Origin of the sequence: Bradyrhizobium paxllaeri (genome assembly GCF_001693515.2) — a bacterium.
GTDB classification, from domain to species: Bacteria; Pseudomonadota; Alphaproteobacteria; order Rhizobiales; family Xanthobacteraceae; genus Bradyrhizobium; species Bradyrhizobium paxllaeri.
In genome coordinates this window covers 3,532,805-3,545,455 of the sequence record NZ_CP042968.1, presented here as the reverse complement: position 1 = coordinate 3,545,455, position 12,651 = coordinate 3,532,805, and the positions used below count along the sequence as shown (strand labels likewise).

The following is a 12,651-nucleotide window of genomic DNA, read 5'->3' as shown; positions in this document are numbered from 1 at the left end:
CTTTATGTCCGCGCCTTGATGCTTTCAGCCGATCAGGCCGGAACCAGCTCGCCTTCCTCGTGGCGATGCTTTTCGGGCAGATAGGCCAGCAGCATTTCACGCACCAAGGCCGGGCTTTTGGAATCGCGGATCATCAGGATGCCGTCGATGATCAGCGTGCGGTTGGTTTCCTCGTCGATCAACTTGCCATGCAGCTTGTCGGCGATCGGCAAACAGATCAGGTTCGCAACCACCGCGCCGTACAGCGTCGCTAGCAGGGCGACCGCCATGAACGGACCGAGCTTCGATGGGTCAGACATGTTCGAGAACATCTGCACCATGCCGAGCAGCGTGCCGATCATGCCGAACGCCGGCGCGCAGTCGCCGATCGCCCGATAGATCTTCGAGCCCTCGTTGAGGTGCATCAGGAAATTGTCGCGGTCACGCTCCATGTTGTCTCTGATAAATTCGAGATCGTAACCGTCGGCGACGTAGCGGATGCCCTTGGCGAGAAACGGCTCGTCGGTCTCGACCTTTTCCAGCCCGACCGGGCCCTGCTTGCGAGCGATTTCGGCGATGCGCGCCAGTTCGTCGACCAGGTCGCGCGCCGCGAGCCGGCTCATGGTGAAAGCGAATTTCGCGCCGAGCGGCATGCCGTGCAGGATCGCGCTGAGCGGAAAGCGGATCATCGTCGCTGCGAACGAACCGCCGAAGATGATGATGACGGCGTGGATGTCGTAGAACATCCGGAAATCACCGCCCATCAGGATCAGCGTCGACAATACGATGACGCCGGCGAGCAGACCTACGAGCGTGGTGATATCCATTCTGAACTCCAACGCATACGCGAAGTACCGGCCATCCTGACCGGTCGCGCGCCCCCTCCGGAGCTTGCGCAAGAGGAACCCTACGTCGGCGCAATTAAAGAGCCGTAAAGGTTAAACTCGAACAGGGATCGTAAAATTGCGGGGCCTGCGAGTCGCGGTCGCAAGGATTCGCTAACCATATTGCGCTGGTCGATTCTTCGTCGCGCCCGAGCAATCTCGCCGTCATTGCGAGCGAAGCGAAGCAATCCATCGCGCGGCATAACGGAAGGATGGATTGCTTCGTCGCTTCAGCGCAAAATTGCCTTGCAATTTTGTCGCGAGCTCCTCGCAATGACGGGGATCAGGCCGAACGATCGCGGCCGACGCTCACTGAGCCTGCGTGCCGATGCCGGCGGCCTTGATGATCGGCCACCATTTTTCGATCTCGGCCTTCTGGAAGGCGGCCAACCCTTCCGGTGTCTGCTGGTTGCGTGGCGCGACGTCGAGGCCCAATTCCGAAAAGCGCTTCTGGATCGCCGGGTCGGCCAGCGCCTCCGTTGTCGCCGCGTTGAGTTTGGCGATGATTTCCTTCGGCGTCCCCTTGGGCGCCCAGAAGCCGAACCAGCCGGACATATAGAGGCCCGCCACGCCGCTCTCGTCCGCGGTCGGAATATCCGGCATCGAGGCCGAGCGTGCGGGAGAGAGATTGGCGAGCGCCTTGATCTTGCCGGCGCGGATTTGCGGCAGTGCCACCGCGCCCTGCACCACCAAAAGATCGACCGTACCCGAGACGAGGTCGGTCATCGCTGGCCCCGCTCCGCGATAGGGAATGAACTGCACCTTCTGCCTGGTCAGGTTCTCGAACAGCACGCCAGTGACGTTCGCCGCCGCGTTCTGGTTGACGAAGTTGATCTTGCCGGGATTGTCCTTCATCCACGCCACGAGTTCGCCGAGCGTGTTGGCCGGCAGGTCCTTCTTGGCGACCATGAGCTGCGGATTGTTCGAGACCAGCGCGATCGGCTCAAAGTCCTTTTCGAGATCGTAGTCGAGCTTGTAGATGATGCTGCCGACATGGGTGTCCCACTGGCCGATGTCGAAGGTGTAGCCGTCAGGCGCGGCGCGCGCGACGCGGCCGACGCCGATGCTGCCGCCGGCGCCGCCGACATTTTCGATGACGACGGACTGGCCAAGCGTTGCGCGCATCCGCTCGCCCATGATGCGCGCGGCGGTGTCGGTCGAACCGCCGGGCGGGAATGGGACGATCAGGGTGATGGGACGAGAGGGATAGGTCTGTGCCTGCGCGGCTGCGAGGCTGAGAAGGAACGATAATGACAGTGCCGCCCAGAACCCTCTCATCACGCTCCCCCTCGCTGTTTGCTAGATCCGACTTTTCATCAGTGGATTTCCGCCGAGCGCTTCAGCGCCTCTTTCAGTTTTTCCAGGGTGAAGTCCGGGCTGCGCGCGATCTCCAGGATCGGCGTCTCGCGCCGGCCGCAGAGTTCGGCGGCTTCCGGAATCTTGGCCGCGATATCGTGCGGGATGACGATGGCGCCGTGCTGGTCGGCGTGGATGAGATCGTCGGAATGCACAGTCATGCCGGCGACGCGGACTTCGCCGCCCCAGGCTTCCGCATGCACCCAGGCATGCGACGGTCCGACCGAACCGGCCAGGGCCTGGAAGCCCGGCGCCCATTGCGGGATGTCGCGGATCGAGCCGTCGGTGATGACGCCGAGGCAGCCGAGCGCCTTGTGCACGTTGCTCTGCACCTCGCCCCAGAACGCGCCGTAGCCGACATCGGCGCCGTCGATATCCTGGATCACGGTGATGCGCGGGCCGAAACCGGTGCCGACATATTCGTAATAGGCGATGCGACGCCGCGCCTGCTCGTCGGCGGGAAGCGTGGATTTGAGCACCGAGCGGATCGTCACCGTGCGGGCATAGCCGACCATCGGCGGCAGATCGGGAAACGGGCAGACGAGTTGCTTGGTGGTGTAGCCGATCAGGCGGCGTTCGGGCGCGACGATCTCCATCGCATTGCAGATGGTCGGCGTGTCATAGCGCGCCAGCGCCTCAAGGACGGAAGCAGGCAGCGGGGCGGTAACGGCTTTGTTCACGGCGTTCTCTCCTGATTATTTGGCCCGGCTCTTTCAGGCCGTACGTCGCTTGAGCCCCTATAGCCGAGATTGGCGGAGAACCCAACTCGGCAGCGGCTCATGGCAGCTATATCGGAGAGTGGCGCGGACGCTCAGTTGAGCCGCGCCGGCCGTTCGTCCTCGCTATCGGAAGGGGCCGGCGAGAACGGCGCCGCGGCGGATGACGGTGCGGCAGCTTCTGCCGTTGCAGCCGGCTGCGCGGCGGCGGCATTGCGCTCGTGGTCGCGATAGGACTTCCAGCCCCAGGGCAGGCTCAGGAGATAGAGCACCGAGCCGATCGACAGGATGTGCCAGGGATAGCCGATCAGAAGTGCGACGAAGAACACGACGGAGACGAAGACCGGCAGCACCATTTCCGGCGGCACCCGCATCTTCACCGTCTTGCCGGAGAAGACCGGCAGCCGCGACACCATCAGGAATCCGATGAGAAGCAGATAGGCTGCGGTCAGCGTGGCCGGCGGTTTCGAGATGCCGAGAAACGCCAGATAGAACGGCAACATCGCCAGGATCGCGCCGGCCGGCGCCGGAACGCCGGTGAAATAATTCGCCGCAAAGGCAGGCTTGTTCGGATCGTCGATGCTGGCGTTGAAGCGCGCCAGGCGCAGGCCGCCCGCGATCGCAAACACCATCGCCGCGATCCAGCCGCCATTGTTCAATTCCTGGAGCTGCCAGAAATACAGCATCAGGCCCGGCGCGACACCGAAATTGACGAAATCGGCGAGACTGTCGAGTTCGGCGCCGAATTTCGACTGGCCCTTGATCATGCGGGCGATGCGCCCGTCGACGCCGTCGAGCACGGCCGCGAATACGATCGCGGCGACCGCGAGCTCCATCCGCCCCTCGATCGACAGGCGGATCGCCGTCAGGCCGGCACAGATCGCCAGCAGGGTGATGACGTTGGGCACCAGCATCCGCACCGGGATCGGGCGAAACCGGCGGCGGCGCAGTTCAGGGTCTTTGGGGTCCGGGATCAGCATGCGAGCTATTATATAGCAAGCACCCGCCCGGTCCGCCATTGGGCGGCTAGGCGGCAAATCAGCCGTTCGGAGGGTTAATCGGCGCGAAAGGTCCGGCCCTGCTCGCTGGAGCCGAAATCGGCCAGAATCGTCTCGCCGGCAATTGCGGTCTGGCCCTCGGAAACCAGCGCCTTGGTGCCTTCCGGCAGGTAGACGTCCAGACGCGAGCCGAAACGGATCAGGCCGAACCGCTCGCCGGCGCCGATTGACTGGCCTTCCCGCACGAATGAGACAATCCGCCGCGCCACCAGGCCGGCGATCTGGACCACGCCGATCCGGCCGTTGGTGGTCGAGATGACAAGCGAGTTGCGCTCATTGTCTTCGCTGGCCTTGTCGAGCTCGGCGTTGATGAAGGTGCCGGGCCGGTAGGCGATGCGGTCGATACGGCCCGCCACCGGACTGCGGTTCACGTGGCAGTTGAACACGCTCATGAAGATCGAGACGCGCGGCAGCGGCCGATCGCCAAGCCCGAGTTCGGCCGGCGGCAGCACCTGCGCCACCATCGAGACACGGCCATCGGCCGGTGACACCACGATGCCGTCGCGCACCGGCGTGACGCGAACGGGATCGCGGAAGAACAGCGCACACCAGACGGTTAGCCCGGTGCCGATCCAGCCGAGCGGCGTCCAGATCCAGAACAGGATCAGGCTGGCCAGCGCAAAGGCGCCGATGAAGGGATAGCCCTCAGGATGGATTGGCGGGATCTGCGCGCGGATGGAATTCGCAATCGACATTAGGGCTCGCTGTTATCTGGCCGACTTCCGTGGGGAATTAGCGCCGTATTTGGATTATTCCGCGGCTGTTGCCAAGGAATCTTTGGATTTGGGCGGGTCCTTGGAGGGATCACTGAGGGGATCATCGACCGGCGGCGGCGCGCGGTTCGGCGCTTCGTTGCCCTCGTCCATCTGCGCCAGCTTCTCCCGCGCCTCCTCGGCCTCGCGCTGCCTGTTCCACATGCTGGCATAGAGCCCGCCCGCCGCCAGAAGCCTGACATGGGTGCCACGCTCGGCGATGCGGCCTTGATCGAGCACGATAATTTCGTCGGCGCCGACGATGGTCGAAAGCCGGTGCGCGATCACCAGCGAGGTGCGGCCACGCGAGACGCGCTCCAGCGCTTCCTGGATTTCGTGCTCGGTGTGGCTGTCGAGCGCCGACGTCGCCTCATCCAGCACCAGGATCGGCGGCGCCTTCAGTACGGTACGCGCGATCGCGACGCGCTGCTTCTCGCCGCCGGACAGTTTCAAGCCCCGCTCGCCGACCTGGGTTTCGTATCCCTTCGGCGAGTTGCGAATGAAGCTGTCGATCTGCGCCAACTGTGCCGCTTGCTCGACCTCGGCGTCGCTGGCGTCCCAGCGGCCGTAGCGGATGTTGTAGCGGATGGTGTCGTTGAACAGCACGGTGTCCTGCGGCACCATGCCGATCGAGGCGCGGAGCGACGCCTGCGTGACGTTGCGGATGTCCTGGCCATCGATCAGGATCTTGCCGCTGGAGACGTCGTAAAGACGGAACAGCAGTCGCGAAATCGTCGACTTGCCGGCGCCGGAGGGACCGACGATCGCCACCGTCTTGCCGGCGGGCACCTCGAAGCTGAGACCTTTCAGGATCGGCCGCTCCGGATCGTAGGCAAAGCGCACGTCGTCGAAGCGCACATTGCCGGCGCTTACGGTCAGCGGCGCCGCGTCCGGGATGTCCTTGATCTCCGGATTTCGCGACAGCACGTTGAACATCTTCTCGATGTCGATGATCGCCTGCTTGATCTCGCGATAGACCATGCCCATGAAGTTCAGCGGCTGGTAGAGCTGGATCATCATGGCGTTGATCATGACGAAATCGCCGACCGTGTTGGTGCCGTTGCGCACGCCGAGCGCGCACATCAGCATGGTCGCGGTGAGGCCGATGGTGAAGATGACCGCCTGCCCGGTGTTGAGCACCGCCAGCGACGTATAGGTCTTGATGCTGTTGTGCTCGTAGCGCTCCATCGAGCGGTCGTAGCGTTCGGCCTCGCGCGTCTCGGCGCTGAAATATTTCACCGTCTCGTAATTGAGCAGCGAGTCGATCGCCTTGGTGTTCGCTTCGGTGTCGGAATCGTTCATCTTGCGGCGGATCTCGATCCGCCATTCGGTCGCGATATAGGTGTAGTACATGTAGATCACGACGGTAACAGCGGTGACCAGCACGTAGCGCCAGTCGAACTGCCACAGCAGCACCGCCATCAGCAGCGAGACCTCGACGATGGTCGGGATCAGCTGCAGGATCACCATCCGCACGATCACCTCGATGCCGGTGCGGCCGCGCTCCAGCACGCGCGTCAGGCCGCCGGTCTTGCGCTCCAGATGAAAGCGCAGCGACAATTCGTGCATGTGAACGAAGGTGATGTAGGCGAGCTTGCGCACCGCATGCATGGCGACGCGGGCGAAGATGCCGTCGCGCCACTGCGTCAGCACCGCCATCAGGACGCGCACCGCGCCGTAGCTTGCGGTCATCAGCAAGGGCGAGGCGATCAGCCACAGCATCCAGTTCGACGGCTCGACCGGCGCGGTGCCCATGCCGTTGAGCGCATCGATCGCCCATTTGAAGGTGAAAGGCACTGTCAGCGTCGCGAGCTTCGCGGCCAGCAGCAGCACCATCGACCAGACCACGCGCATCTTCAGGTCGGCGCGGTCGCCGGGCCAGATATAGGGCCACAGATGCACCAGCGTCCCGATCAGGGTCGCCTTGTCAGGGGAAGCGCCGGCCGGCTCGGCAGTAACGGCATCGGAACGCGAATCAGGATCAGCCATTGGCGTCGCGCTCACAGCAAGGTGGCGCACCGGTCGCCTTCAGGGAATTTTCGGTAGTCTGCATATGGTCGTCATATAGAGCGTTTACCTCTCCCGTACAGCCTTGAAAGATAAATCTTTCCCCCGTTTGGTTTGATTTCGGGCCTATTTGTGCTGCATCACCGAATTCCACCGGACTTGAGCTTTACCGAGTGCAGTGCCACATGATCTCCATGGATCAAATCAACACCGATCAAATCAAAACCGTTTGTGTCTATTGCGGCTCCGGCCCTGGTTCCAACCCCCGCTTTGTGGAAGCTGCCCAAGCCTTGGGAAAGGCTTTCGCCGAAAACAATATCCGCCTCGTCTATGGCGGCGGATCGGTCGGGCTGATGGGCGAGATCGCCAAGTCCACGCTGGATCACGGCGGCCTGGTCACCGGCATCATCCCGGATTTTCTGCGGTCGCGCGAACATATGCTGACACACGTTCAGGAAATGATCGTCACGCCCGACATGCACGAGCGCAAGCGTCTGATGTTCGAACACTCCGATGCGTTCGTGGCGCTGCCGGGCGGTGTCGGCACGCTGGAAGAACTGGTCGAGCAGATAACGTGGCAGCAACTCGGCCGTCACACCAAGCCGGTACTGCTCGCCAATATCGACGGCTTCTGGGAACCACTGTTTGCGCTGCTCGCGCATATGCGCGAAACCAAATTCATCCGCCCGCCGTTCGAGATCGACATTCTCAAAGCCGAACAGGTCGAGGACATCGTGCCACGGCTGCGCGCCGCCGCTGCCCGTGCTCCGGCAGGCGCCAAGGAGATGGCGCCGGAATTGGCGCGGAAGCTGTAGTCGCTACGCCTTCACTCCGCCGGAAACGTCACCGCCTCGATGCGGTTGCCGTCGGGATCGATGACGAAGGCCGCGTAATACTTCACGCGATCATGCGGACGCAGGCCCGGCGCACCATCGGAACGGCCTCCGGTCTTTAACGCGGCGGCATGAAACGCATCGACATCGGCAGATGACTTCGCGCGAAGGCAGATGTGTGTGCCGCTTTCGGGCGACACTGGTGCCATGCCGGCGCGAAGGTTGATCCAGAACTCGGGATAGGTCTTGCCGAAACCGACGGTAGCAGGCCGCGTGACGAGGCGCGTGAGGCCGAGGGCGGCGAGCGCAGCTTCATAGAAGCGCGCGGCGCGTTCGAGATCGCTGACGCCGACGGAGATGTGGTCGATCATGGAATAGCCCCTGCTCTCTCCCCGTCGCGGTCACTTGTAGCCCGGATGGAGCGCAGCGAAATCCGGGGGCACTCAAGCCACGTGTGAGAATCCCGGATTGCGCTGCGCTCCATCCGGGCTACATCTTCAAACTCACACCGGCGCGCCTGATTTCACCAGCTTGTAGACCACCGAATCCATCAGCGCCTGGAACGAGGCGTCGATGATATTGGGTGAGACGCCGACGGTGGTCCAGCTCTCGCCGTTTTCGTCTTCGCTTTCGATCAGAACCCGCGTCACCGCTTCCGTACCGCCGTTGAGGATACGCACGCGGTAGTCGATCAGCTTCAGGCCCTCGATGTATTTCTGGTACTTGCCGAGGTCCTTGCGCAAGGCGACGTCGAGCGCGTTGACGGGGCCGTTGCCTTCCGCCGCCGAGATCAGTCGCTCGCCGGCAACATCGACCTTCACCACCGCGAGCGCCACCGTGACGCGCTGGCCGTTGGCGTTGTAGCGCTGCTCGACATTGACGTCGAACTGCTCGACCTTGAAATATTCCGGCACCCGGCCGAGCGTGCGCCGCGCCAGCAGGTCGAACGAGGCGTTGGCGGATTCATAGGCAAAGCCCGCCGCCTCCCGCTCCTTCAGTTCCTCGACCAGCCGCGCCAGTTTCGGATCGCTCTTCTCGTAAGGAATGCCGGCGCGATCGAGCTCGGCCATCACGTTGGAGCGGCCGGCCTGATCCGAGACCAGCACCTTGCGGTGATTGCCGACGGATTCGGGCGATACGTGCTCGTAGGTCTGCGGATCCTTCAGGACCGCGGAGGCATGAATGCCGGTCTTGGTCACGAAGGCGCTTTCGCCGACATAAGGCGCATGGCGGTTCGGCGCGCGGTTGAGCATGTCATCGAGCGTCCGCGACACCTTCATCAGCGTCGCCATCTTCTCGTCCGTGACACCGATTTCCAACGCGCTGGAAAATTCGTTCTTCAGGCGCAGCGTTGGGATCAGCGAACAGAGATTGGCATTGCCGCAGCGCTCGCCGAGCCCGTTCAGTGTACCCTGGATCTGCCGCGCGCCGGCGCGCACGGCGGCGAGTGAATTCGCCACCGCCTGCTCGGTGTCGTTGTGGGCGTGGATGCCGACATGGCTGCCCGGGATGTGTTTTGTCACAGCGCCGACGATGGTCTCGACTTCATGCGGCATGGTGCCACCATTGGTGTCGCACAGCACCACCCAGCGCGCGCCGGACTCATAAGCGGCCTTCGCACAGGCGAGCGCGAAATCGGCATCTTCCTTGTAGCCGTCGAAGAAGTGCTCGCAATCGACCATCACCTCGCGGCCCGCTTCCTTGGCCGCGCTGACGCTGTCGCGGATCGAGGCAAGATTTTCCTCGTTGGTGGTCTCAAGCGCCACCCGCACCTGATAGGCGCTGGATTTCGCGACGAAGCAGATCGCATCGGCCTTGGCTTCCAACAGCCCCGCCAACCCCGGATCGTTGGAGGCCGAACGGCCCGGACGGCGCGTCATGCCGAACGCGGTGAATTTGGCGTGTTCGAACTCCGGCTTCTCGGCAAAGAATTCGGTGTCGGTCGGATTGGCGCCGGGATAGCCGCCCTCGACATAGTCGATGCCGAGATCATCGAGCATCTGCGCGATGATCTGCTTGTCATGCAGCGTGAAATCGACGCCGTTGGTCTGCGCGCCGTCGCGCAGCGTGGTGTCGAAGAGATAGAGGCGTTCGCGGCTCATTGTGGCGCTCCCGGCGCGGCATCTGCCAGCGTCTTCTGCATCGTGGTGTTGGCGAGCCATTCGCCATTGAGCGAGACGGTGTTGCGCTGCTTGGCGGTATAGCCGCGCTTCCGGAACAGCGGCTCCGCGGTGTCGCTGGCGTCTACCGTCAGCGTCTTTGCGCCGCGCGCCCCCGCCAGTTTCTCCAGCGCATCTACCAGCATCGAGGCGACGCCCTGCCCCGCCACGCTCGGATGGACGAACAGCATGTCGATATGGTCAGCGCCCTTCAGCGAAGCAAAGCCGACCGGCGCATTCTGGATGGTCGCGATCAGCGTCAACTGGCCGGCGAGTTTCTTGCCGAACTTTTCCTCGTCCTCGGCAGCGGCAGCCCAGGCTTCCTGCTGCGCCTCGCTATAGTCATCGCCGGTCAACCCCTCGATGGCGGCGACAAAGATCGCCGCCAGCATCGGAACATCCGCCGGCAGAAACGGCCGCAAGCCGGGTTTGGGCAAGGCCTGTCCCATCGCGTCAAATCACTCCGAACAGTCGCAAGGCGAGTATGACCGCGGCAACGATCAACGCCCATTTGATGAAGATGTAGTAGCGCCAGTGTTTCGGGAAAGGCGTATCGGGTTTTTCCATCACGCGACCTCCCATGTGGTAACCGGTTTTCCGTCCTTGTCCTTGCCATCCTTGATGGCAACGCCCATCGCGGCAAGCTCGTCGCGGATGCGGTCGGACTCCTTGAAGTCCTTCCGCGCCCGAGCGGCTGTGCGGTCGGCAATCAGGCGATCAACTTCTGCCGCATCGATGCCGCTCGCCTGCTGCTTGCGCCCTTTCCACGCTGCGGCGCTCACCGAGAGGAAGCCGAGCAGCCGGAGCGAGGCGGCAAACTCGCCGCGTTCGCGCGCACCACCGGACGCCGCGGCGTTGCGCAAGCCGTGCAGGACCGCCATTGCCTGCGCCGTATTGAGGTCGTCATACAGCGCTTCGACCACCGCCGGCGACGGCTCGCCGCCTTCGGCGTCGGCCGCGATCGCATACCAGTCGTCGAGCGTCTTCGCGCTCTCTTCGGTACCCTTCGAGGTCCAGTCCAGCGGCGAGCGATAATGCGTCCTCAGCATGCTCAGGCGCAGCACCTCGCCCGGCCAATCCGCCAGCAGATCACGGATGGTGAAGAAGTTGCCGAGCGACTTCGACATCTTCTCGCTCTCGATCTGCAGGAAGCCGTTGTGCATCCAGACATTCGCCATGCGGTCGGAATGGAAGGCGCAGCAGGTCTGGGCGAGCTCGTTCTCATGATGCGGAAACACCAGGTCGATGCCGCCGCCATGAATGTCGAATTTTTCGCCGAGATGCTTCCAGGCCATCGCCGAGCATTCGATGTGCCAGCCGGGGCGCCCCTCGACCTTGATACCCGATGGCGACGCCCATGACGGCTCGCCCGGCTTCGACGGCTTCCACAACACGAAGTCGGTGTTATCGCGCTTGTAGGGCGCGACGTCGACACGGGCGCCCGCGATCATCTCGTCGAGCGAGCGTTTCGACAGCGCGCCATAGCGCGGCATCACCGAATTGGCTTCGTTCATCGCCTGCGGCGAGAACAGCACGTGATCTTCCGCAACATAGGCGAAACCGCCGGCAACCAGCTTCTCGATGATCGCCCGCATCTCCGGAATGTGCTCGGTCGCGCGCGGCTGCACCGTCGGCGCCAGGCAGCCCAGCGCGGTGACGTCGTCCTGATACTGCTGATAGGTCTCTTCGGTGACCTTGCGGATCGCCTCATTCAGCGGCACGCCGGGATAGTCGCGCGCGGCGCGGACGTTGATCTTGTCGTCGACGTCGGTGATGTTGCGAACATACTTCACGTGATCGGCGCCATAGCGATGGCGCAGCACGCGAAACAGCACGTCGAACACGATCGCCGCGCGGCCGTTGCCGATATGGGCGAAGTCATAGACCGTCGGTCCGCAGGCATACATGCCGACGTTCTTCGGATCGATCGGCTCGAACGGCCGCTTCTCCTTCGTCAACGTATCGTAGAGGCGCAACTGCATGACAAACCCATCCCAGTGCCGTGGGCGATTTGAAGTTCCTGCAGTGGTAGCAGCGAGACCTTCAGGAACTTCAAATCGCAGGCGGCACTAAACTTTAATTTTTTGCAGCGTACCGACCCTCGCATTCGCAACCCCATTCGCCGCAAGAACATGCGAATGCGAGAGCCGGTACGCTGCCGGCCGGGCGTCCAGTGATCTCATTTTTGAGAAAAGACGGCCTCAGCCAGCGAATCGCTAGCTAATAATCTCGCGGCAAATGCTGCAGATGGCGAGGAGACCGTTCATGGTTCCACCATTGCGGTATCGGAAGGATGCCGTCAAGGCCTTGCTTGTGCCCAATTTGGAGCCGATCAGGCCGCGGAACCTTCCTTTCCACCGCCGCTCGGCCCTCATGGTTAATCATTGTTAACTCTTTGGGCCTATTCCTGAGCGCGGTCCATCCCCCTGCCGGTGTCACCCATGCGCTCCTCCGCACTCATTGCCTGTGCCTTCCTGCTTGCCGCGTCGGCCGCATCCGCCGACAGTCGCGTTTTCATCGTTGCCAACCAGGCCGATGGCTACGGCGTAGACGAGTGCCTCGCGAGGGGCGACAAATGCGGCGCGCACGCCGCCCGCGCCTACTGCCAGTCACGGGAATTTGCGCAGGCCACCGCCTATCGCCGCATCGAGCCCGACGAGGTTACCGGCGCGATTCCGGCCGGCGGCGGCGAGAAATGCTCAGGTCCGGCGTGCGGCGACTACGTCGCCATTACCTGCCAGCGGTAGTGGTACTTCTCCCGTAATTTCAAGGGCCGGCTTGCCACATCCGCGCCCCGGAAACGACGTGACGTTGCCCCGAGAAGCAGGTATTGGATGCGGCCTTGGCCGCAGAATGCCGCCTTGGCCGCGCCACCAGGCTTGCAAGCTGCGCGGATCAGCCCTCAAT

The 12,651-nt window shown here is 63.1% G+C and carries 12 protein-coding genes; 2 read left to right on the top strand and 10 right to left on the bottom strand.

Annotation, left to right across the window (positions count from 1 at the left end):
- Nucleotides 1-32: 32 nt before the first annotated feature.
- From LMTR21_RS16735 to LMTR21_RS16710, 6 genes are all read right to left on the bottom strand, one after another.
- Nucleotides 33-806 (bottom strand): motility protein A, encoded by a 774-nt coding sequence (locus tag LMTR21_RS16735; RefSeq protein ID WP_057857086.1) that lies wholly within the window; start codon nt 804-806, stop codon nt 33-35.
- A gap of 366 nt (nt 807-1,172) precedes the next feature.
- Complete coding sequence (locus tag LMTR21_RS16730; protein WP_084030661.1) at nt 1,173-2,141, bottom strand: Bug family tripartite tricarboxylate transporter substrate binding protein; 969 nt, start codon at nt 2,139-2,141, stop codon at nt 1,173-1,175.
- Nucleotides 2,142-2,179: 38 nt separating this feature from the next.
- Nucleotides 2,180-2,899, bottom strand: a complete 720-nt coding sequence (locus tag LMTR21_RS16725; RefSeq protein WP_065753667.1) for an RraA family protein — start codon at nt 2,897-2,899, stop codon at nt 2,180-2,182.
- 131 nt (nt 2,900-3,030) lie between these two features.
- Entirely contained in the window at nt 3,031-3,915 is an 885-nt protein-coding gene (locus tag LMTR21_RS16720) for a CDP-alcohol phosphatidyltransferase family protein (protein ID WP_065753666.1), read from the bottom strand.
- A 74-nt stretch (nt 3,916-3,989) separates the two neighbouring features.
- A complete protein-coding gene (locus tag LMTR21_RS16715) occupies nt 3,990-4,688 on the bottom strand; it encodes a phosphatidylserine decarboxylase (protein ID WP_065753665.1) in 699 nt (232 codons plus the stop codon).
- A 54-nt stretch (nt 4,689-4,742) separates the two neighbouring features.
- The gene (locus LMTR21_RS16710; protein ID WP_065753690.1) at nt 4,743-6,734 is read right to left on the bottom strand and encodes an ABCB family ABC transporter ATP-binding protein/permease; all 1,992 of its coding nucleotides are present in this window, start codon (nt 6,732-6,734) and stop codon (nt 4,743-4,745) included.
- A 212-nt stretch (nt 6,735-6,946) separates the two neighbouring features.
- On the opposite strand from LMTR21_RS16710, the gene LMTR21_RS16705 reads away from it, so the two are divergent.
- The gene (locus LMTR21_RS16705; protein ID WP_065753689.1) at nt 6,947-7,567 is read left to right on the top strand and encodes an LOG family protein; all 621 of its coding nucleotides are present in this window, start codon (nt 6,947-6,949) and stop codon (nt 7,565-7,567) included.
- A gap of 11 nt (nt 7,568-7,578) precedes the next feature.
- Here the strand turns inward: LMTR21_RS16705 and LMTR21_RS16700 are convergent, their stop codons facing one another.
- The 4 genes from LMTR21_RS16700 to cysS form a co-directional block, all read right to left on the bottom strand.
- Nucleotides 7,579-7,956 carry a VOC family protein gene (locus LMTR21_RS16700; protein WP_065753664.1) on the bottom strand — a complete coding sequence of 126 codons (378 nt, stop codon included), beginning with the start codon at nt 7,954-7,956 and terminating at the stop codon, nt 7,579-7,581.
- 132 nt (nt 7,957-8,088) lie between these two features.
- Complete coding sequence (cimA, locus tag LMTR21_RS16695) at nt 8,089-9,687, bottom strand: citramalate synthase (protein ID WP_065753663.1); 1,599 nt, start codon at nt 9,685-9,687, stop codon at nt 8,089-8,091.
- The gene (locus tag LMTR21_RS16690; RefSeq protein ID WP_057857096.1) at nt 9,684-10,193 is read right to left on the bottom strand and encodes a GNAT family N-acetyltransferase; all 510 of its coding nucleotides are present in this window, start codon (nt 10,191-10,193) and stop codon (nt 9,684-9,686) included. The genes cimA and LMTR21_RS16690 overlap by 4 nt, the downstream gene beginning before the upstream one ends.
- Before the next feature lie 117 nt (nt 10,194-10,310).
- Complete coding sequence (cysS, locus tag LMTR21_RS16685; protein WP_065753662.1) at nt 10,311-11,726, bottom strand: cysteine--tRNA ligase; 1,416 nt, start codon at nt 11,724-11,726, stop codon at nt 10,311-10,313.
- Between the two features lie 459 nt (nt 11,727-12,185).
- On the opposite strand from cysS, the gene LMTR21_RS16680 reads away from it, so the two are divergent.
- A complete protein-coding gene (locus LMTR21_RS16680; protein WP_065753661.1) occupies nt 12,186-12,491 on the top strand; it encodes a hypothetical protein in 306 nt (101 codons plus the stop codon).
- Nucleotides 12,492-12,651: the final 160 nt, after the last annotated feature.

Bases quoted from the DNA above. Each gene is read 5' to 3' on its own strand.
- LMTR21_RS16700 (WP_065753664.1), bottom strand. From the start codon at position 7,956: ATGATCGACCACATCTCCGTCGGCGTCAGCGATCTCGAACGCGCCGCG.
- LMTR21_RS16705 (WP_065753689.1), top strand. From the start codon at position 6,947: ATGGATCAAATCAACACCGATCAAATCAAAACCGTTTGTGTCTATTGC.
- LMTR21_RS16715 (WP_065753665.1), bottom strand. From the start codon at position 4,688: ATGTCGATTGCGAATTCCATCCGCGCGCAGATCCCGCCAATCCATCCT.
- LMTR21_RS16710 (WP_065753690.1), bottom strand. From the start codon at position 6,734: ATGGCTGATCCTGATTCGCGTTCCGATGCCGTTACTGCCGAGCCGGCC.
- cysS (WP_065753662.1), bottom strand. From the start codon at position 11,726: ATGCAGTTGCGCCTCTACGATACGTTGACGAAGGAGAAGCGGCCGTTC.
- LMTR21_RS16680 (WP_065753661.1), top strand. From the start codon at position 12,186: ATGCGCTCCTCCGCACTCATTGCCTGTGCCTTCCTGCTTGCCGCGTCG.
- LMTR21_RS16690 (WP_057857096.1), bottom strand. From the start codon at position 10,193: ATGGGACAGGCCTTGCCCAAACCCGGCTTGCGGCCGTTTCTGCCGGCG.
- cimA (WP_065753663.1), bottom strand. From the start codon at position 9,687: ATGAGCCGCGAACGCCTCTATCTCTTCGACACCACGCTGCGCGACGGC.
- LMTR21_RS16735 (WP_057857086.1), bottom strand. From the start codon at position 806: ATGGATATCACCACGCTCGTAGGTCTGCTCGCCGGCGTCATCGTATTG.
- LMTR21_RS16720 (WP_065753666.1), bottom strand. From the start codon at position 3,915: ATGCTGATCCCGGACCCCAAAGACCCTGAACTGCGCCGCCGCCGGTTT.
- LMTR21_RS16730 (WP_084030661.1), bottom strand. From the start codon at position 2,141: ATGAGAGGGTTCTGGGCGGCACTGTCATTATCGTTCCTTCTCAGCCTC.